General features: G+C 45.4%; 21 protein-coding genes. 11 read left to right on the top strand and 10 right to left on the bottom strand.

The window, feature by feature from the left end; all coding sequences use genetic code 11:
- Positions 1 to 80: 80 nt before the first annotated feature.
- Genes NL647_RS07780 through NL647_RS07760 form a run of 5 tightly spaced genes read right to left on the bottom strand, consistent with a single transcriptional unit; the run spans position 81 to position 3,515 of the window.
- Positions 81 to 680, bottom strand: a complete 600-nt coding sequence (locus tag NL647_RS07780) for a DoxX family protein (RefSeq protein ID WP_009697956.1) — start codon at positions 678 to 680, stop codon at positions 81 to 83.
- Positions 677 to 1,408: a putative DNA-binding domain-containing protein gene (locus tag NL647_RS07775; RefSeq protein WP_253649946.1), complete on the bottom strand. Its 732-nt coding sequence runs from the start codon at positions 1,406 to 1,408 to the stop codon at positions 677 to 679. Before NL647_RS07775 ends, NL647_RS07780 begins: the two co-directional genes overlap by 4 nt.
- On the bottom strand, positions 1,401 to 2,267 hold the full coding sequence (locus tag NL647_RS07770; RefSeq protein ID WP_253649945.1) for a DUF692 domain-containing protein: 867 nt from the start codon (positions 2,265 to 2,267) through the stop codon (positions 1,401 to 1,403). Before NL647_RS07770 ends, NL647_RS07775 begins: the two co-directional genes overlap by 8 nt.
- Positions 2,255 to 2,569, bottom strand: coding sequence for a hypothetical protein (locus NL647_RS07765; RefSeq protein WP_005453102.1), 315 nt, complete (start codon positions 2,567 to 2,569; stop codon positions 2,255 to 2,257). Before NL647_RS07765 ends, NL647_RS07770 begins: the two co-directional genes overlap by 13 nt.
- Positions 2,559 to 3,515: an MBL fold metallo-hydrolase gene (locus NL647_RS07760; protein WP_253649944.1), complete on the bottom strand. Its 957-nt coding sequence runs from the start codon at positions 3,513 to 3,515 to the stop codon at positions 2,559 to 2,561. The genes NL647_RS07765 and NL647_RS07760 overlap by 11 nt, the downstream gene beginning before the upstream one ends.
- Positions 3,516 to 3,861: 346 nt before the next feature.
- Between NL647_RS07760 and NL647_RS07755 the strand changes: the two genes are divergently transcribed.
- The 6 genes from NL647_RS07755 (at position 3,862) to NL647_RS07730 (ending at position 9,860) form a co-directional block, all read left to right on the top strand.
- Positions 3,862 to 4,662 (top strand): PhzF family phenazine biosynthesis protein, encoded by an 801-nt coding sequence (locus tag NL647_RS07755; protein WP_253649943.1) that lies wholly within the window; start codon positions 3,862 to 3,864, stop codon positions 4,660 to 4,662.
- Between the two features lie 4 nt (positions 4,663 to 4,666).
- On the top strand, positions 4,667 to 5,086 hold the full coding sequence (locus NL647_RS07750; protein WP_253649942.1) for a VOC family protein: 420 nt from the start codon (positions 4,667 to 4,669) through the stop codon (positions 5,084 to 5,086).
- 226 nt (positions 5,087 to 5,312) lie between these two features.
- Complete coding sequence (locus NL647_RS07745) at positions 5,313 to 6,986, top strand: LruC domain-containing protein (protein WP_050904209.1); 1,674 nt, start codon at positions 5,313 to 5,315, stop codon at positions 6,984 to 6,986.
- 13 nt (positions 6,987 to 6,999) lie between these two features.
- Entirely contained in the window at positions 7,000 to 7,452 is a 453-nt protein-coding gene (locus NL647_RS07740; RefSeq protein WP_005453079.1) for a hypothetical protein, read from the top strand.
- Between the two features lie 206 nt (positions 7,453 to 7,658).
- Positions 7,659 to 9,263 (top strand): ABC-F family ATPase, encoded by a 1,605-nt coding sequence (locus NL647_RS07735; RefSeq protein WP_080585318.1) that lies wholly within the window; start codon positions 7,659 to 7,661, stop codon positions 9,261 to 9,263.
- 165 nt (positions 9,264 to 9,428) lie between these two features.
- The gene (locus NL647_RS07730; protein ID WP_005436283.1) at positions 9,429 to 9,860 is read left to right on the top strand and encodes a VF530 family DNA-binding protein; all 432 of its coding nucleotides are present in this window, start codon (positions 9,429 to 9,431) and stop codon (positions 9,858 to 9,860) included.
- A 116-nt stretch (positions 9,861 to 9,976) separates the two neighbouring features.
- On the opposite strand, the gene NL647_RS07725 is transcribed toward NL647_RS07730, so the two are convergent.
- Positions 9,977 to 10,927: a LysR family transcriptional regulator gene (locus NL647_RS07725; RefSeq protein ID WP_253649941.1), complete on the bottom strand. Its 951-nt coding sequence runs from the start codon at positions 10,925 to 10,927 to the stop codon at positions 9,977 to 9,979.
- A gap of 149 nt (positions 10,928 to 11,076) precedes the next feature.
- On the opposite strand from NL647_RS07725, the gene NL647_RS07720 reads away from it, so the two are divergent.
- Both NL647_RS07720 and NL647_RS07715 read left to right on the top strand, forming a co-directional pair.
- Positions 11,077 to 11,616, top strand: coding sequence for an NADPH-dependent FMN reductase (locus NL647_RS07720; RefSeq protein ID WP_253649940.1), 540 nt, complete (start codon positions 11,077 to 11,079; stop codon positions 11,614 to 11,616).
- Positions 11,617 to 11,679: 63 nt separating this feature from the next.
- A complete protein-coding gene (locus tag NL647_RS07715) occupies positions 11,680 to 12,564 on the top strand; it encodes a glutathione S-transferase C-terminal domain-containing protein (protein WP_253649939.1) in 885 nt (294 codons plus the stop codon).
- A 45-nt stretch (positions 12,565 to 12,609) separates the two neighbouring features.
- Here the strand turns inward: NL647_RS07715 and NL647_RS07710 are convergent, their stop codons facing one another.
- From NL647_RS07710 to NL647_RS07700, 3 genes are all read right to left on the bottom strand, one after another.
- Complete coding sequence (locus NL647_RS07710; protein ID WP_253649938.1) at positions 12,610 to 14,346, bottom strand: ABC-F family ATP-binding cassette domain-containing protein; 1,737 nt, start codon at positions 14,344 to 14,346, stop codon at positions 12,610 to 12,612.
- A gap of 340 nt (positions 14,347 to 14,686) precedes the next feature.
- The gene (locus NL647_RS07705; protein ID WP_017818453.1) at positions 14,687 to 15,118 is read right to left on the bottom strand and encodes a DUF2000 domain-containing protein; all 432 of its coding nucleotides are present in this window, start codon (positions 15,116 to 15,118) and stop codon (positions 14,687 to 14,689) included.
- A gap of 217 nt (positions 15,119 to 15,335) precedes the next feature.
- Entirely contained in the window at positions 15,336 to 16,151 is an 816-nt protein-coding gene (locus NL647_RS07700) for an enoyl-CoA hydratase/isomerase family protein (protein ID WP_253649937.1), read from the bottom strand.
- A gap of 189 nt (positions 16,152 to 16,340) precedes the next feature.
- Between NL647_RS07700 and NL647_RS07695 the strand changes: the two genes are divergently transcribed.
- Positions 16,341 to 17,291, top strand: coding sequence for a LysR family transcriptional regulator (locus tag NL647_RS07695; RefSeq protein WP_253649936.1), 951 nt, complete (start codon positions 16,341 to 16,343; stop codon positions 17,289 to 17,291).
- Positions 17,292 to 17,383: 92 nt separating this feature from the next.
- On the opposite strand, the gene NL647_RS07690 is transcribed toward NL647_RS07695, so the two are convergent.
- Positions 17,384 to 17,929, bottom strand: coding sequence for a TetR/AcrR family transcriptional regulator (locus NL647_RS07690; RefSeq protein WP_253649935.1), 546 nt, complete (start codon positions 17,927 to 17,929; stop codon positions 17,384 to 17,386).
- A gap of 187 nt (positions 17,930 to 18,116) precedes the next feature.
- On the opposite strand from NL647_RS07690, the gene NL647_RS07685 reads away from it, so the two are divergent.
- Both NL647_RS07685 and NL647_RS07680 read left to right on the top strand, forming a co-directional pair.
- On the top strand, positions 18,117 to 18,986 hold the full coding sequence (locus NL647_RS07685) for an SDR family oxidoreductase (protein ID WP_253649934.1): 870 nt from the start codon (positions 18,117 to 18,119) through the stop codon (positions 18,984 to 18,986).
- A 128-nt stretch (positions 18,987 to 19,114) separates the two neighbouring features.
- Positions 19,115 to 20,197 carry an AarF/UbiB family protein gene (locus NL647_RS07680; RefSeq protein ID WP_253649933.1) on the top strand — a complete coding sequence of 361 codons (1,083 nt, stop codon included), beginning with the start codon at positions 19,115 to 19,117 and terminating at the stop codon, positions 20,195 to 20,197.
- Positions 20,198 to 20,229: the final 32 nt, after the last annotated feature.

The raw sequence follows: 20,229 nt of genomic DNA, 5'->3' as shown, positions 1-20,229 counted from the left end.
TTCCCGCTACCAGAGTAGCGGGTTAGATAAGGTTATTATTAGTCTGTTTAATTAAGCGTTAAAGCTTGGGGGCACTTGAATTACGCCTTTGCTGGTATGCGAGAGAAAGGTTTTCTCAACCAGTAATCCAAGCTTACATAGCGACCACCGCCGTAGAAGAACAGCACCAGCAACATCACAAAGTAGGTGGCTGCGAACTCCATACCGTTGTTGAGCATTACTGGGTCGCCCAATTCGGTGATGTAGTTGTATCGACCTGGGAAGTTGGTTGCTAACCATTCAATAAAGCCGTTCAAACGTACTGTTGCTTCCATGCCGCTGGTGGCGATGGCATCCCAACCGTGTTTCCAGTGCACCATTGCGCTCGCAACGCTCATCAAGAAAATCATCGGAATCGACATCACTCGAGTAAACAAACCCAAAGCGATACAAATACAGCCAAGCACTTCCGTACCTGCGGCAAGAAACGCTAACAACTCGGGAAATGGTAAGTTCAAACCTCCATCTGCGGTGGACGCGCCAAACCACGCGACGGTGCCAGAGAAGCCCAGCACCTTAGAGCGAGCGCCAACGAAAATGACCGGAATGAGGTAGAGACGAATCGCAAGCAACGCTAAGTAATCGTATCTTTTGCATTTCTCGACGAGACCGTCGAACCAATTGAGGGCTGACTTAATCATAATTTTTCTCCTGAAGGGCGGACGCTGACGAGTCCTAGTTCACTGAAGTGTTGAGCCCACTCCATGAAACTGAATCTGGCGAGTTGCTGAGCAATCATTTGTTGTAGTTGCGCCAGAGTCAGGTTTGGTTGCTGTTGTAATAGCTGAATCAATGCGACATCCACTTCTCTGAGCTTTTGCGATATCACATGATGTTGTGAGTTCCGAAACACGCCATAAAACACAGGGTGACGCTTGTCAGTTAGGAAAGTCACGGAGTCTTGATGCAGCAAGAAAGGCACTTCTAGCAGCCTTAATGTTGGGTTGAGTTGCAGCACTTGGTTCTGTTCTAGTATCGGATTCGATGAAGAAGTGAATGCCGCGACTAAGGTGTCAATTTCTACATTGAACGCCACCCATTCATATTCCAACAACGCCATCTGATCGGCAGAAATAGAGCTAGAGTCTTGATGCACTTTCTGCTGCAAAAATTGAACAAACTCGGTGGCAATATGATGAAACTCAGGCTCAGATGCGCCATGCATCACCACAAAGTCATCCACCATGCGTTCTAGTTGTTCATCAGCGAACTGCGAAGAAAATAGAGGGAACGTATTCGCAACGACACCCAAGATGTTGTAGCGGATAAATTCGCTATATCGACACAGCGCATGCTGATTCATAGGCGTGCGAATTAGAGCCGTTAGGGACTCGGTTTGCGCGCGCATTTTGCTCGGAGGATTAAGCATTGAGCACCTCCTTACACAACACTTCGAGTGTTTGACTGAAATCCAAGATCTCGCCATGAATGCTGCGAAGCTCTTCAGCCAGAACAAGCAACGACGGCACATTGTGGTCGCGCTCAAGCAGTAAAGGTTTGCTGCCATGCACCGAGTAGGTGTAACGAGCCAGATCAATCACTTCATCAGGCACTGGCTTTCCATGGGTATCGAGCAAGAAGTCATCACGCTCTTTCAAGTGACCCGCAATGTGGTAATAACGAATCGCGTCGCTTGGTAAAGTACTCAGCATGTCGTAAGGGCAGAAATGATGATTTCGACTGTTGACGAACACATTGTTGATGTCGATAAGCAGCTCACATCCACTGCGGTCACTCACTTCAGCGATAAACTCGCCCTCTGGCATTTCATGTCCGTAATCGTGGTAGTAAGAGATATTCTCTAACGCCAATGGACGCTTAATAATGTCTTGCACGCGTTGAATGCGTTCGACCAAATACGGAATGTTCTCTTTATGTCGAGGGATCGGAAGCAGTTCATACAAATAGCCCTGATTGTCTCTAGAGAAACTCAGATGTTCGCTATAGATGTCGATATTAAATTCATCGAGAAAGCGTGCGACGTCTCGTACAAAAGACTCGTTTAACGGTTGGCAATCACCAATCGATAAGCTCAAGCCATGAGCGACAAGCGGATAATATTTCGCAATGTTTTGCAGCTGTTCACGTTTCAAGCCGCCAATATTCATCCAGTTTTCCGGTGCTAATTCGAGGAAATCGATATCTGGGTGCTCGGGCAACTGACACAGCAAATCAACGTGTTCGCTGCGCAGCCCAATCCCTTTTGATGTATCGGTTATTGTCCGCATACGCCACCTGTTACTTTGCTTTTGGTGAGTTTGATGGTTTCTTCTGAAGGGTTAATACCTTCGCCAGTCACGCCACATTTGCCGTCACGAGCGCGTACCAAGCGACCTTGTGGATCGTTCTTTAGTTCTTGTTTCTCAAAGCGTTTCTCTGTACCACATTTACCAGCCGCACACTTACCGCCATGTTGAGAGCTGGATTGAGCCTCTACGGGAGCTTCTGTGGGTGCATCGGCAAACGCCATGCCTGAGTTCAAAGTAATGACAGACGTCATCGCGATAGATAGAGCAAGTTTATTGTTCATGAGACATCTCCTTCGCTGCGCTCATTGGGTAGCTAGATAAATCGTGACCAGCAATAACTTGACCGTGGTAGTACTCTTTAACGATCTTGATGGAAGCTGGTTTAAGTTTTAGACCTAAGCCCATCCAGTGGTTAAGCACCAAGAGTTTTGGATTCACTTCTGCGGCGATCTTGCCGACAACCGATGGCTTAGCGTGCATAAACGATGAGGCTTCGTCGGCTTCTTCATGAATAGCTAATGGCATCAATAAGATGTCCGCACCTTTAGCGAAGTCGATGAAGTCAGAGTTACTGCCGTTTTGGTCAGCGGAAATCACCATCACGCCTTCGGCACTTTCGATTCGAAAAGCGAGACAAGGAACGTCGCCGTGTGGGATACCCAGTGCGTAAATGGTTAATCCATCTTGCTCGTACACCTTGGTGCCTTGGGAAGTTTTGTATGGCACATCGGTAATGGTGACAGGGAACAAGCCATCGCTGCCATCAAACAAACCGTTCAAATATGCGTACGCGCCTTCATCACCGTCGAAAAGCGCTTTCATGTAACCAGTCAAGCTAGGAAATGCAGAGCCCGCTTCTGGACCCGCGATATCGAGAGGATCTTCACGATCAAAGAAGTACCCCCCTTTTAGCAGGGCTGGAACGTCGGCAACGTGGTCGGTGTGAAAGTGACTTAAACCAAGGAAATCTAAGTCTTCCAGTTTGCCGCCCGCCTGCCCAAAACGCAGATAGACACCACCACCGGCATCGATCATCACGCGTGACTTTCCTTTCCACCAAACCAGTTCACCAGACGAGGCACGAAGGTCATCAGAGATTGGTCCGCCAGAACCAAGAAGTTGCAAAGTAAAATCTTTGTCTAGCGGTTCGAGAGAGAGTGCGTAACTGTTGGCGGCTCCGAGAGATAACCCCAGAGCCAGCACTAACGCTTTTAAAGGCTGTTTCATATCAAATACCTATGAGTTTGATTTTTCTTATTTATTTCCTTTGGGTGAGCATCCAAAGAAGTGTTGAAGAGGCAGGAAAAACGATTTGTTTTTGATGTCCGTCAAAGCACGGGAATAAGATATCCAATATGAATGGTTAATTATATCTAGTAATTTTAAAGTTTCGTTCAGGTAAATTGAACGTTATTGGTTTGAGCTGAACAAGCATCAGAATGTAAAAAGGCACCGTGAAAGGTGCCTTTTATTTGTGTTTTGCAAGAACAATCAGGGCATGCATTGTCGCTTTACAATGAAACCGATAAGCTGTTTGACACCTTGCCAAAATCGCAATGTTAGGAAGCGCATCATGGATCTCGATATCTACCAAGTGGACTCTTTCACCACCGAACCTTTCAAAGGAAACCCTGCCGGAGTCTGCCTTTCACAAGAACCTTTACCAGAAGCATTGATGTTCTCTATCGCTGAAGAAATGGCGGTATCAGAAACCGCTTTTCTCTGTTTGAAAGACATGCGACTGCGTTGGTTCACACCTAAAGTCGAAGTGGCGCTATGCGGTCATGGCACATTAGCTACAGCGCAAATCTTAAAAGAACAAGGATTAGCAAAGGTTGGCGATACCATTGCCTTTCAAACCCTCTCAGGTGAGTTACATGTAAAAGTAAACCAGTCGACGATTGAGCTCGATTTTCCTGCTACGCAGTTTGAAATGGATGTTGAACAAGACATCGCATTGCTAGCAGGACTTGGATTGAAAGCGGAGCAAGTGGTTTCTTATGCTCAATTTGACAGCAAAGGCTTTATTGAAGTCGACAATGAAAAAACCGTGTTGGAACTCGAGCCTAACTTTGACGCATTAAAGAACATTCAAGGGCGTGGTGTGGTGGTAACTGCTCAATCGAATTCTCCGGATCTCGACTTTATCTCGCGTTACTTCGCCCCCTGGGTGGGCGTGAATGAAGATCCTGTCACAGGCTCAGCCCATTGCGCACTGACTCAGTTTTGGTCGCAAAAACTCGGTCAAAATCAGTTCCGCGCTTATCAAGCCTCAGCCCGCGGTGGCCATTTACAAACCGAATTGCTTGAAAACGGACGCATTAAACTGATTGGTTCCGCAAAGACGGTAATCAGCGGAAAACTAAAGGTATAACGCGATGAAACAATCCATTATCCATATTGCTTTGGTCGTAAAAGATTACGATGAAGCGATAGACTTTTATGTGAATAAGCTGAAGTTTGAGCTGATGGAAGATACGTACCAACCAGAACAAGATAAGCGCTGGGTTGTGGTTTCTCCACCGGGTTCTAATGGTGTGACATTATTGCTAGCCAAAGCGTCTAAGCCAGAGCAGCATGACTTCATCGGTAATCAAACTGGTGGACGGGTATTCCTATTCTTGAGCACCGATGACTTCTGGCGCGACTACAACCGAATGGTAGAGCAGGGCATTCAGTTTGTTCGCCCGCCAACGGAGCAGGACTACGGCACAGTCGCTGTATTTGAAGATCTCTATGGCAACCTGTGGGACTTGCTAGAGATGAGTCCAAGCCACCCAATGGCTTCGCGTTCATAGATTCATGCTAATTGATATTAACAGCGTCTTTCGGGACGCTTTTTTGTTTTGGGCATTTGCCCCTTCCGTTTCTTCCCAATGTGCTTCACTTTGCTTATCAGCTTAATTCTCAAATTGATAATAGTATTTCAGTCAATATAACTTGTTGTTTTTAAATAAGGTGTTTTCGGCATCATATTTGCGTTAACCCTCTACGACCAACGATTCAGTTGATGAGGGGAATAATATGAAAGCAGGGAAACTTATTGCGCTAACCAGTTGTTGCGTATCGATGTCCGGATACGCACTCACTACCAGTGATTTATCGTTCGAATCAGGCAGCGACAATTCAAATTACACCATCAAGGGTAAACCACTTGAGACCATTTCTATTGCGGATACTTTGCCTCAAGATACCCTGACGAATGTCTATTCGATGCTGCCAGAAGGTACTTACGTCAATACCGCATTTATCGCGCCGGACCGTTATTCTAATATCGACATCGATGATGAACTCAACGGTGCGGATTATGCGACAGCGTCTGTCACTTTTTTAAACGAAGGGGCTGGGTATCGTAATTCTCTCGGGTATTTTGTTTATGACACTGACAACCCGCCAGCAAGCAAAGACGATATTGTCACTCATATGGTTATCTTCCCGAACGCATCCAAAGCGCCTGATGGGGATATGCAAGAAGGGGACACGATTGAACTTGATGTTCAACTGACCGCAGGACAAACCTTAGCTTTCTTTGTTATTCCAAATGGTTGGAGTGCAAGTACTTACAATAACATTCCGTATCTTGGTCCCTGGAATACGCCTTTCTACAGTCTATCCAGCTTGAATCCAGAAACGACCGCTAATTACCGTCGCCACAATGTCGCGTTCTTGGATACTGAGAACGAATTTTTAGTGCTTGGTTTTGAAGACATTCGCCGCCCAAGTGGTGATAACGACTTCAACGATTTGATCTTTACTGTGGATATTTCACCTTTCTCGGCGGTAGATGGCGTGAATACCGATGGCACGACCGACTCGAAATACGAAGTCTTGGTTCAAGAAAATGATCCGGAAGTCACAGTGACATCAGTTTACCCAAGCTCTGATACTTACGCGACGATGGCGTTCGAAGATCGCTGGCCGTTAATGGGGGACTACGACTTCAACGATGTGGTGTGGCGCTATCGTGTAACCGAACTTTTGAATGGTCAGCGTGAATTGAAGACCATTACCGTCGATTACACCCTGCAAGCCATGGGAGCAGGCTATTCCAATGGTTTTGCCGTGAAGCTCCCTAATGTGGATTCGTCCAACGTAGCATCAGTAACGGTGACCAAAAATGGTCAAGCGGTGGAACATACGGTGCTTCAATCTGGCAGTGAAACAGTGTTGGTGGTATCTGAGAACTTAAGAGCGGAACTGGATGCACTCGGTGTTTTGACATCAGGTTGTACTTATTATCGTACTCAGAGCAATTGTTTGAATCAGCAAGCGACCGATATTCTCAGCTACCAAATGGTGGTTGAACTGACCACGCCAGTCGCACGAGACCAAGTCGGCTACCCGCCTTATGACTCATTCATCTTTGCGGCAGAAGGCACGTACCACGGTGACTTTGTCGCAACCTTCCCGGGGATGACGTGGCAAACCCACCTTAAGTCGTTTTCTGGCACAAGCGAGATGAATAACGCTTTGTACAACTTGCATGACGATGACACGGGCGGTTCAGAATACTTCCTAACCAGTAACAATATGCCTTGGGCAATCAACATTCGTGATGAATGGGATCACCCAACCGAGAATACTGACATCAGTCACGCCTACACAGGATTCCCAACATGGGTAACCAGCAGTGGCGAAACGGATACTGATTGGTACAAGACGGCAGCCAGCGGCAAAGCTATCTCAGCAACGGAATAACAAGGAGCATCACATGAATACTTCGACAAAACTACTGACCATCATGTTTGCTTCAACCTTAATCGCTGCTTGTGGAGGCGGGGGCGGTGGCGGTTCTTCTACGCCAGCACCAACACCTGTTGCTGACGAGGTTGATGATACGCAAGACATTGTGGCGCAGCGCGACTTTTCTTTTGATATTGGTGAGACGATTACTCTGTCCATGAACTACCAAGGCTCTGCTGATGGTGCATTACACCTCTATACTAAAGCGGCATTTACCACTGAGAATGGGGATGTGATCGCGGACCCTATGTCACGGATCACAACAGTCTACCCAACGCGAACCAGCCAGGTTGAGTTGGAGGTGAATGGCAATTGGACCAAGTTGTACGCACAATGGGTGCCAATGAGCGCTAGTGAATCTGAGAAGAACTGGGTGATTTCGCTGAACCAATCCAACAACAATTACCATCTCGATTTTTAATCCAAGATATTGTCAGTAAGCAAAGCGTGGCGAAAGTTGCGCTTTGTTTTAGATAAAAATCCTTCGCAACATTAGCGTGATCTATATCACCTATTGAACGAATCAGATAGAATGGCGTCCACTTTCAATATGCCCTTTTCTAACCGTATCTCGAAAGTGATTTAACAACTTGTTATTTAAAAGAAATTTCCTTCGAGGACGCCGCTATCATTAGTACAAACAATATCACCATGCAATTTGGTGCCGAGCCATTGTTCGAAAATATCTCTGCTAAGTTTGGCAACGGCAACCGTTATGGTCTGATTGGCGCAAACGGCTGTGGTAAGTCGACATTTATGAAAATCCTGAGCGGAGCATTAGCGCCAAGCTCGGGCAACGTTTCTATTACTCCGGGGCTGAAACTGGGCGTATTGAGCCAAGATCAGTTTGCGTTCGAGCAATACAGCGTAATTGACGCTGTGATCATGGGCGATCGCAAGCTTTGGGAAGTGAAGCAGGAACGTGACCGCATCTATTCATTACCAGAAATGAGTGAAGAAGATGGTATGAAAGTCGCTGAGCTGGAAAGCGAATTCGCAGAAATGGACGGCTACACAGCAGAAAGCCGTGCTGGCGATATTTTGCTTCAAGCGGGTATTGAAGAAGAACTGCATTTTGGTTTGATGCAACAAGTTGCTCCGGGCTGGAAGCTGCGTGTGCTTTTGGCGCAAGCTCTGTTTGCTAACCCAGATATTTTGTTGCTCGACGAACCAACCAACAACTTGGACATTCACACCATCAACTGGTTGGCAGAAGAGTTGAACCAACGTAAGTGTACGATGATCATCATCTCGCACGACCGTCACTTCTTAAACTCTGTGTGTACTCACATGGCAGACATCGATTACGGCGAACTGCGCATTTACCCTGGTAACTATGAATATTTCCTTGAAGCATCTGGTCTTCGTCGTGAGCAGTTATTGGCTTCCAACGCGAAGAAAACCGCTGAGATCAACGAACTTCAAGAATTCGTAAACCGCTTTGGTGCAAATGCATCGAAAGCGAAACAAGCCAGCTCTCGCGCTAAGAAGATGGAAAAAATCCAACTCGACGAAGTGAAAGCAAGTAGCCGTGTTAGCCCATCGATTGATTTCGGTGAGGGCAAAAAACTGCATCGTTTAGCGTTGGAACTGCAAGATCTTGGTCACTCGTTTGATGATGAATTGTTGTTTGAAAAAGGCAATTTGTTACTTGAAGCGGGCACTCGCCTTGCGATCATCGGTGAAAACGGTGTGGGTAAAACGACCTTGCTACGTTGCCTAGTGAACGAGCTAGAGCAAACTCAGGGCGTAGTAAAATGGTCTGAAAACGCTTCAATTGGTTACTGCCCACAGGACAGCAGTGCGGACTTCGATAACGATCTGACCATCTTTGAGTGGATCTCACAGTGGCGTACCGTGAAGCACAATGACTTAATGGTGCGTGGCATTCTAGGTCGCTTGTTGTTTACCGCTGACGATGCCAACAAAAAAGCGAAAAACTGCTCGGGTGGTGAGAAGAACCGCCTGCTGTTTGGTAAGCTAATGATGCAAGACATCAACGTTTTGGTTATGGATGAACCAACCAACCACATGGATATGGAAGCAATTGAAGCGTTAAACAGCGCGTTAAAAGACTACACAGGCACTTTGATTTTTGTTAGTCATGACCGTGAGTTCGTATCGTCATTGGCGACTTCAATCATTGATGTAAAAGACAAACAGTTGGTGAGTTTCCAAGGTACATTTGAAGAGTACATGGCACACCAACAAAAGGTGCTTAGCGCTGCGTAACCAAGCGCCGATCATTGTGAATAATTCAACGTAAAGATCGTCTTTGAGACGAAGAATACAACAGATTATTCGCAATAGTGATTTAATCTAAACCTAATAGAGGTAAGGTGGTGAGTATAACGCTCGCCACTCACAATTAAGGAGCCGTTCATGAGCCATGAATTTATGACCGACGAAGAACGTATTGAACTGCAGAAGAACAACCCTCTGCACGGTCTTAAATTAGAAGACATGTTGCAGCAGCTTGTTGACCATTACGGTTGGGAAATCCTCGACACAGCAATGCGTATGAACTGTTTCAACACCAAGCCAAGCATTGCAAGCAGTGTTAAATACCTGAAGAAAACAGAATGGGCTCGCGAGCGTGTAGAGAACTTCTACCTATACCGCTACAAGCGCATGCCAAAGGCGTCGGAATACGAGTACAACCTACCACCACGCGCACGTACTTTCCGTCATGGATTGGAGCCGCGTGAGCCAATGGAGCTGACGGTTGAATCGATTCTGGCTTCACAAGCAAAGGCTGCGTCTGCGCACAAAGAGCGTTCAGCAAAGCAACGCTCAGATCGTGCTCGCTTTAATAACCGCCGTCGATAAACTTTCAGTTTTCTTGTTCTTGTAGGCTCGATGTCTAAGAGCAGGATGATTTTGATGAAAAGCCAAACTACCCAGTTTGGCTTTTTTATTATCTTTTCTTCAGCTAAACCTTGTTATCAAGACCCTAGCTTAATAATCGAAGAGTACATCTGCTGCGGGTCTGACTGACGGCTGAATCGCGCTTGGAAGCTCTCCACCACATAATCAATAAAGGCTCGTAACTTTTGCGATTGCTCTTTGTGGTAAGGGTAAACGATATACAGCGCGTGCTTTTCCATCTGCCATTCAGGAGCAATTTCAACCAATTCACCTGAAGTTAATTGAGGCTCAACAAAGAAGTCTGGCAACAACGCAACCCCATGTCCGGCACATGCCGCTTGGGTGAGCGCCAAACCACTGTTGACAGTGTAAACACTCGCAGGCAGATCAACTTCCAATACCTCACTGCCATTTTGAAATGTCCAACGGCGAGACGTTGAAGAGAGACTATAACTAAGTAGGCGATGGTTTATAACGTCACGTGGAGATTGAAACGGCTGCGACTCTTCAAGGTATTGAGGGGAAGCGCAAAGTACACGACGAATATCCAGTAGTTTGCGCGAGCGTAGGCTAGAGTTACCCAATTCGCCTCCGCCACGAATGGCAATATCGATCCCTTGCTCAATCAAATCAATATGTTCATCACTCATCACCACTTCGATGGAAAGCTCTGGATGCAGCTTCATAAATTCACAGATGATGGGGTTTAGCTCAATCAACCCTAATGACATCGGCATGCTGATTTTGAGTGTGCCCTTTAATGTGTGGGAAGACTCAATCACTGAGCGGTCTGCGTTGTTGAGTGCATCGAGAACCTGACACACTTGTTGATAATAGAGCTGACCATTATCGGTAATGTGCAAATTGCGGGTAGTACGGTTAATCAAAGGGCTTTTCAAATAGCTCTCTAATTCATTGATGTTCTTACTTATTGCGGCTTTTGAGAGGTTTAAATCTTCTGCTGCCGCGACAAAGCTACCTAGCTCCACCACTCGACGAAATACGGTTAATGCTCTGATCTTATCCACGCATTAGTTTCCTCATGTTTTTATAGTTCACCAATGGTGAACTATATAGCCACTATTATAGTGTTTATTCACTAGTGGGAGTTAATTAATATCACCTCATTCACTGAGTGCCCGACATAAGTAGGGGCAAACGTAATTAGGATTCCACTATGAAAAAGATCGTCGCATTTACTGGTAGTAATAACAGCCAATCAATCCACTGCCTATTGGTTCAAGCGTTGGCAAACCAAGCTACACAAACAGAAGTAAACACCATTGACCTAAATGACTTTGAATTGCCAATGTACGGTTTGGACGTTGAAGGTCAGGGCATCCCAGAAAACGCACACAAACTGCGTGCAACGTTAAACGAATACGATGCGATCATCATTGCATCACCAGAGCACAACGGCTCAATGCCAGCATTCCTGAAAAATGCGATTGATTGGCTATCACGTGTTGCACCTCAAGGTACGTCTTTCTTTGGCGACACTAAGAAACCAGTTCTACTAGTGAGCACGTCGCCAGGTGCAAACGGCGGCGCAACTAACATCAAAACCATGGCTGAGTTAATGCCTTGGTGGGGGGGCGATGTAAAAGGCACATACAGTCTAGGCGGCTTCTACGACAAGTTCCAAGATGGCAAATTTGATGCTGCGACCTCAGCGGAACTGAGTGAGCTAATGACGTCTTTCGAGAAGTCTCTGTAAGTTATCTATACTCGCATAAGTAGTGATTCATAAGGGTAGCTAATCAAGAAAGGTAGGTAAGGTATGGCGGTATTAGAACAAGGCGTTTGGTATCCAAACAAAGACGCAAGTGAGCTGACAGCAGAAGATCAATTCGCGTTACCAAGTCAGATCGAAGCGGGTCGCTATCACTTGTATATGTCGTTGGCTTGTCCATTTGCCCATCGCCCTTACCTAGTAATCAAGTACCTTGGATTGGATGAGAGCATTTCCGTCTCTTCCGTTGCTGCAAAGCGTTACAGTAATGGCTGGGAATTTGATGGTGCACATCCTGATCCTCTATACCGCGCGGATAATCTAGCGGCGTTGTATTTGAAAGCGAAAAGCGATTACACCGGACGCGTAACCGTCCCTCTACTGTGGGATAAGCAAAACCATGCGATTGTGGGCAATGATTCAGCCGCAATGGCAATGGACCTCGCTACGAATTGGCTACCTTTGGCAAAACACCCGGTGGAGTTGGTACCCGCAGCATTGCGTGAAGAGATCGAAAGCCTAAATCGATGGCTTCACAGCAATGTGAATGGCAAGGTGTATCAAGTCGGCTTTGCAACCACGCAAGCGCAATATGACCAAGCGAGCGAAACCTTGTTTGATGCGTTAGCGCAGCTGGATCAGTGTTTGGGGCAGTTGCGCTACTTGCATGGTGAAGACGTTACCCTGTCTGACTTGTTCTTGCTGCCAACATTGGTGCGTTTCGAGGCGGTGTATGAAGTGCACTTCAAAGCCAACAAAAAGCCCCTAAAGGCGCACCAAAACTTGTATCGCTACATGCTGGATTTGGTTGCCGATGATCGCATTCGCAGCACTATCGATATTGATTACATGAAGTTGCATTATTTCTTCTCGCACAAGCACATCAACCCAAATGGGATTGTGCCCGCAGGACCTGAGATTGAGTGGATCTAATTCGAATCTAATAAAGAAAGCCGGAGATTACCTCCGGCTTTGTTTTTATAGCTGCGCCGTAATTTCCTCTATCTCTTGCTGCCATTGCTTTTGCATCGCTGGTTTTTGATGTTTTGGTTTTCGCCCTAAATCTGCTTCCAGCAAGCTTTCCAGCTCCAACAGTCTTTCCAGCATTTGCTCTTCGGATTGCTCATCAGATGCGGTATTTGTTTCCATCGACATTACTTCATTGCAATGATGCGATATGGCTGATTTCGGTGCTGTATCAGTTACGCGTTGATACACATCTTCCGCGCTTAAATACTCCGTCAGTAAACCATTTTCAATAAACCAGAATCGATTACAGCTTTGCTCTATCAGGCTTCGGTCGTGACTCACCAATAAGGCAGCACCTTCGAAGTTTTGCAAAGTTTCAATCAACTCCTCTTTGCCTTCCATATCCAAATGGTTGGTCGGTTCATCTAAAAACAACATGTGATAACGAGCGAGGGTTAAGCCCACAAACAGCAGCCTTGCTCGCTCTCCACCACTTAGACTGACGACTTTCTGTTCGTGTCTTGCGTACTCGAATCCTGCACCAATTAGCGAACGTTTTGCCTGTTCACTGCTGATGCTGGCAAACGACTGCAACGCATCCGTGATGGATTGATGATCGTCGAGTTGCTTTAGGGATTGATCGTAGTAACCCAAGCGACAGCGATCGTGGAAAGTCACACTCTCATGTTGGTTGCCTAGGTCATTTTGGAATGCTTCATACTGACGATAAAGCAGGTTCAACAAAGTCGATTTGCCGCAACCATTACTGCCTAGAACGGCAATTCGGTCGCTACTTTTGACGCGCATTTCTGCCATATCAAACAAGTGATAATCACTGTTTGGTGGCGTTACTGAGAAAGGCAGAACCTCTAACAGTCGATTTGCTGGCATCGATTCACCTTGAAGTTGTAGCGCCCACGGTGTGCCTTCTGTCAGTTCGGTTTGTTCTTCCTCTAAACGTTCTTTGCGCGCAAACATGGTCTTGGCTTTTCGAGCAAGATCTTCGTTGTCGTAGACTTTGCCCCAAGTGGCTAAACGCTTGGCGCTTTTTTCGATTCGGTCGATCTCTTTCTGCTCGCTGGCATGGCGAAGTTGATCGGTTTCATCTTTCTCTTTCAATGCTTGTCTTGCTTGAGAACAAGGCAGAGAGAAATGATGCAGAGATCGATCTCGCATGACCCAAGTAGTGTTGGTAACTCGATCGAGTAAGGTTTGATCGTGAGATACCAATACGAATGAGCCTTTCCAGTTTGATAGGAATTGCTCTAACCAAAGGAGCGATGGCAAGTCCAAGTGGTTGCTTGGTTCATCCAGAAGCAGTAAGTCAGGTTGATGGATAATCGCACGAGCAAGCAGGAGTCGCATTTGCTGACCTCCGCTGCAATTCTCAACCGGCATGTGTCGTTCTGTGTTTGAAAATCCGAGTTCATCCAATAAGAGTTCGGCGCGCCAAATCTCATCATCGGATAAGGATTCCACTAACGCGTCCAATACGGAATGTGTGCTTAAAGACTCAGATAAATGCTGCTCAACATAACGCATCAAACATGAACTGGCTTTGGCAACCGTGCCTTGGCTTGGTTCAAATTGACCGCTAAGCAGTTTGAGTAGGGAGCTTTTACCACAGCCGTTATGACCGATAAGACCAATTTTGTCGCCACGATGAATCGTAAACGTTAGATCTTTGAAGATTGGTGTTGCTGTGTGAGAAAGGGTTAGTGATTGTGCAGTTAAAAAAGTACTCATAGTGTTCTCAAGAATTTTGGGCGCAAGACGCCGTTGTCATAGCTGACAATAATTCTTCGAGCTTGAGGGAAAGTACTCGGGTGACGTGTTTTCGTCGAAAGGTAATTATTCGCTCAAGTCGAGATTATCGCAGCGCGAAATCTGAAACTCTTGAGCGGTCCTTCATGCCATAAAAACGTGGGTTGATTGAACACCACAAAGACATAAATTCCTCCTTAATTTCGTTGTAAGTGTTGCCACTTTTGGTTGATAGATACGCTAGATTCTAACCCTAAAAGTGGCAATGTACAGATAGCTTGATGAAAAAATGATGAGAGGATCACCAAGGCATCACGCGCTTTTAGCGATATAAGCTGAACTTCTTGGTCAATTCTCGAAGAGTTTCAGTCTCGCCGAACAAACAAATACCCAAATATTCTAACTCGGCTTCCGGTGTGTTTTTGGTGGTTTGCTGTTGAACTTCAGAGCCGCCTTCTACCATGGTGTGAGTAAAATCAGAGAATGGGATGCCTCTATCGAGTGCTTCTTGGCGAAGTTTTCTGATTTTGTTGGAGTTGTCCGCTCTCAAGACGATAAACGGATAGTGCGAGATATTTGGATGAACATTGCCGTCGAGATCGTGATAGTCGGTGTAGACTGCGTCGCCATCAGAAAGTTGATCCGCAAGGCTTACGCTCAAGTGTCCTAATACGTTAACGGCGCGTCCCACCTCGACTTTTTTACTGATTACGGCAACAAATCGTTTTTGGTTTTCGTCGGGAAGTTGATTCATGGAGGACCTCGTTTTTCTATTGATCTGGCTATTGTTTAACTGCCTCCATTGTATTTCCTCGCACGCGCAATTTTGTTTCTAACGTTGCTGTTGACAAGCCCAGTTTGCAATAAACGAATGATTTAATCGTTTTTCATGCAATAAGATTCCCCAAAGTTTGCAAATAGACAAGGCACTAACGGAAGGTCGGTGCCTTAGGTCGAGGCTGAACCAAGTTCTATTGTTTGTTTAGCTCAGCCGCGGTATCCACAAAGATGCCTTGGATGTCTTTCGCTTCACGCTCTGTTTGACCACCATGTTTTAGGAACGCGCCGATGATCGCTGCGGTTTTTTGCTCTTTTGCGCGCTCTAAGAAGTAACGCAATTCTAGCTCTGCACCTGCGTCTTCATCTTTGATAGAGGTTGCGATGATCTCTTTGTACATTACGATGTCACGCACTTCTAGTTGGCTAATCATGCCCAATGTTGCCGCCAAGAATCCATCCAACTCTGCTTTAGGAACAAACTGAGTAATGATGTTTAACTGCTCCGCTTGTTGTGCCGTAAAGTCGTTACCAAGTAGCAGTGCTTGAAGCGCTTTGTTTTTACCCATACGACGAGCGAACTGCACCGCACCTTGACCACCCGTTGGGATGTTGACGTGGATCTCTGGCTGAGCAAATGCTGCGTTTTCAGTGCCGTAAGCCAAGTCACACGCCATCACAAACTCATTACCGCCGCCACGAGCCACGCCATCAACCACAGCAACCGATACTTGTTTCATCGCTTTGATGTTGGCAATCATGTGGTTGAATTCAATTGATGCTGCCTGACCACCTTGTGTGCCGTTGATAACGTTCAAATCTAAATGCGCCAAGAAGAAAGACTCATGAAGTGATTTGAATACCACCACTTTTGTATCGCGGTCATCTTTAAGTGATAGTACAAACTCTTTGATTTCATTAATTAAATCGATAGTCAGTACGTTCACTGGTGGGTTGTTGATTTCAACAGTAGCGATGCTGTTTTGTTGTGTGATTGATAGAGTTTTCATAGCTGTTTCCTCAGCGTTAGTAAGATCAGCAGACCTCGGTAACGCGAATTTATTGGTTTGGTATTGAGGAGGTTTGTATCTCTCCCGTTGTGTGCAGCTACTATAGATTTGTTATAAGATGAGAAAAATAAGCTAAATGGCATATAATTGATGCCATAAAAGCAACAATAGTTTTTTAGGTAAGACGTTATGGATTTCTCTAGTCGTTTATTGCTGTTACTTGAAGTGGTCGAGCTTGGTTCGTTCACCAAGGTATCAGAACAGAAGAATGTGGATCGTTCGGTGATCTCAAAACAGATCAGCCGTTTGGAAGAGGAGTTGGGCGTTCGATTGCTCAACCGAACCACGCGCTCTTTATCGTTAACGGCTGCTGGGAATGAAATGGTCAACCAAGCCAAATCCCTTCGGTCACTTCTCAGTGATACTCACCGTTTGGCGCAGAATTATCACGAGGAGCCTCGTGGTGTCTTGCGCATTACCAGCTCGACCATGTTCGGGCGTCAATATGTTCAAGATGCGATTTCGGTGTTTCAACAACAATACCCAGATGTGGAGTTTGAATTGCGCTTAGAAGATCGCATGGTGGATATGGTGCAAGAGGGCTTTGATATTGGCTTCCGCATTGGGCGACCTAAAAACTCAAGCTTGATTACCCGTAAGATTGCGCGAAGTCGCCTTTTGATTGTTGCTGCCCCTGCGTTTTTAGAAAAGCATGGTGAGGTGAACAGTCTAGAGAAATTGGAATCTTTACCCGCTACTATCTACGCCGCCCCAGGTTTGTTATTCGATAAATTCGGCTATCAAGATGAGCAAGGTAAACAACAGCATTTTCAGCTTAATGTCGCTTATAAAGTGAATGATGTGGAAATGTTGGCAAGAAGCGCAGCTGGAGGAAATACGCTTGCAGTGGTGACCGCACAAATGGTTCAAGACGAAATCAAACAAGGCAAGCTAGTGCCGATCATGACGGACTTGAATATTGATGATTTCGGCACCTTCTACGCCGTGTATCCGCACCGAGATGCACCAATCAAAACCAAGTTGTTTATTGATACACTCAAATACATTGTGGGAGAAGAGACGCCCATTTGGGAAAAGAACATTCCAAACTTCGACAAGATGTATGGAAGAGGGAAGTAGAGCTATTAAGCGACTAGACTTCACCATATTAATCTAAACAAAAGAGGCTCGACGGAGCCTCTTTCACATTGCTTTTAAATGCGAGTTTGAATCTAAACTAAAATGCGCTCAACTTGCTCAATAACATACGAATCTTCTAGCGCTTTACCCAACATCAATTGATGGTTCAGTAGTCCTAGCATAAGGGTATAAAGCGATTCTTTGTGTTGCGCTGAAACGTAGTTTTCCAGCATCGTCATGTACTTTTGATTCGCTAGTAACATGCATGGATCGGTAGCTACGTTTTCTTGCCCAATCACATCAATATAATCAGACACCAACTTCATCTCTTGGAAGAAACGTGGTGCCATCTGTTGGAAAATTAATACAAAGTTCTCTGCTTGTTGTTCAGGGCTAGCGCTTGTTGAGCTCGGTCTTCCTGCCAATATTTCTGCATCGAAGTTAACCATTGCATCGGTAGCGGCTTTGAACAGCTCATCTTTACTTTTGTAGTAGTGATAGACCGCACTTTTACTCATGCCAAGCTGTTCACAAAGCTGTCTCATCCCAAGATTTTTGTAGCCAAATTCAAGAAATATACCTGTTGCTTTTAGCGCTATTTCTTCTCGTTTTTTATCGTGATCGACGATTTTAGGCATATTTTTCTCTTTTCGATGGTTAGCGTAATCACGGCAGTATATCACAAGATTCTTTTTTTAGACCAAGTGGGCAAGAAAGATCTTTACCTTGTGTTTGAATCGTACTAACTTAAAAAGACCATCTGGTCCAAATAAAGGCTAAGGGACTCTTTGTCTTGTTCCTCTACCAAGAATAGGAAACATCGATATGAAAACGCAGCCTCGAATTTTAATTGTCGGTTCAACGGGTTATTTAGGATCGAATATTGTTGAATTTCTCATGGCGCAGAACGCCGAGTTTAAAGCGTTGGCGAGAAACAAAACCAAGCTCCTTGCGATGGGCTTACAAGAGTCGCAGGCAGTAGAAGCTCAGGTGACTCACCCCGATGAGCTAAAAGGAGTTTGCGAGGGTGTGGACGTTGTTATCTCATGCTTGGGCATTACTCGTCAGCAAGATGGATTAGGTTATTTGGATGTCGACTACCAAGCAAACTTGAACTTACTCGAAGAAGCAGAGCGAGCAGGTGTTGGTAAATTCATTTATATCTCTGCGTTCAATGCTCAGAAATATCCTCAAGTTCGTCTGCTAGAGGCGAAAGAGCGCTTTGCGAGTCGACTTTTGCAATCAACAAAATTAACCCCTTGTGTGATTCGTCCGAATGGTTTTTTCTCTGATATTACCGAGGTGTACAACATGGCGAAATCGGGTCGAGTGTTTACTTTTGGCGATGGTGAAAACTTGCTTAACCCCATTCACGGAAAAGATTTGGCGAGATTTTGTGTTGAGGCTATCGATAGCACTGAAACGGAGATTAACGTAGGCGGACCGAATGTGTTTTCAGTGAACCAAATTGCTCAGCTTGCATTCAAATCTCAGAATAAGCCGGAGAAAAATACGCATTTGCCGGATTTGTTGCGCAGAGCTGCTCTCGTAATGGTCAGCCACCTACCAGAGAAGTGGGGCGGTCCTGCTGAGTTCTTCCTGACCATGCTAGGTGGAGATAACATCGCTCCGACTTATGGTCATCATCGACTGGAAGACTACTTTCGCAAGCTCACTGAAGAAGACAACAGCTGAATCAATTCATCGATTTAAACAGGACTCCACCCAAGTACTCAACCATGACTTTGGTCAGAAAGGGGGAGGTCATGTGCTTCATTGTCGATAAAGTAAACAATATCTGAATCGTTAGCAGGGAGCACTTCATGAACCAACGCCAATTACAGCAGCAAGCATTTGACTTAAGTGATCAAAACTTAATTGTCGGCAATGTGGATCAATGTCCATTGCCACCAGAAATCTTGGCGTTTACGACAGCGAACTCAGAGTATGTTGTCGAAACGTTTGAAAGTGGTTTGACGGCGCAGGTATTTCATATTCGTATCGGCGGACGAGACTATACGCTCAAGAAAAAACGCCCACAGCCGAAAGTGCAAAACCCTGATGGTCAGTACTCCTTTCTGAATGAAGTTCAACGCCGTCTTGATTTTCAAACTCAAAAAGACAATCCGAATTTAACTGAGGATTTTAAACATATTGTTGAGACTGTTTATGCTGATTATCGTTTAGGGATCATTGTTTCAGATTGGATTGAAGGTTCGCCAATTCAGGCCCTAACTGAGGACTTATTAGGGCAGCTATTCTCGACTCTATTTGTTTGTGAGCGAAGTGGGTTGTTTGAGTGGGATTTGTGTTCAGGGAACTTGCTGGTGGATAAACAAGGTCAGCTAAAGTTGTTCGATTTTGGTTATATGTATCGGTTTGACCCGTTAAGAGAGTTCAACAGTAATGGTATGCATGACCCTATGTTTGATACTTGTGAGCGATTTGAAACGCGCTTCTTCTCTGGTTGGTTATTGGAGCAAAATTATTCCCGAAAAGAGGCAATGCAGCTATTCAAAAACGTTAAACAACAAGGCATTAAGATGCTTGAATACAAGCGGGACTGGTTAGTTCAAAACTATGCCGTGCCAGAAATCGTAGAGCGAGTGCAAACGTCGATGGAAAAGATACAAACAGCGCTAAAATCTGATGCTGAGTTGGAACATCTTTTTACGCTTGAGATGTTTCGTTCGCATGTGCTCGATATTGAAGATGATTTGGATGGTAAGAGTTGCACGCCAACCACAATTAAACGTGTGCAGTTTGTTTTAGATATGCTGCAGCAACATTATGATTTGTTGGTTGAAGGAGGTGCATTGTTTTATCAAAACGCCGCTAAGAGTAAAGCCGAACTGATTCAAACCTACCAAGAGAAACACGAATTGGTGCTGCAGTACCAGCTTTAGCTTTCGGCGTCGAGAAAACAAAAAAAGCACAC

Origin of the sequence: Vibrio sp. Y29_XK_CS5, from assembly GCF_024181835.1 — a bacterium.
Taxonomy (GTDB): domain Bacteria; phylum Pseudomonadota; class Gammaproteobacteria; order Enterobacterales; family Vibrionaceae; genus Vibrio; species Vibrio harveyi.
The sequence above is the reverse complement of the archived record's forward strand: the minus strand, read 5'-3'. Positions and strand labels throughout refer to the sequence as shown.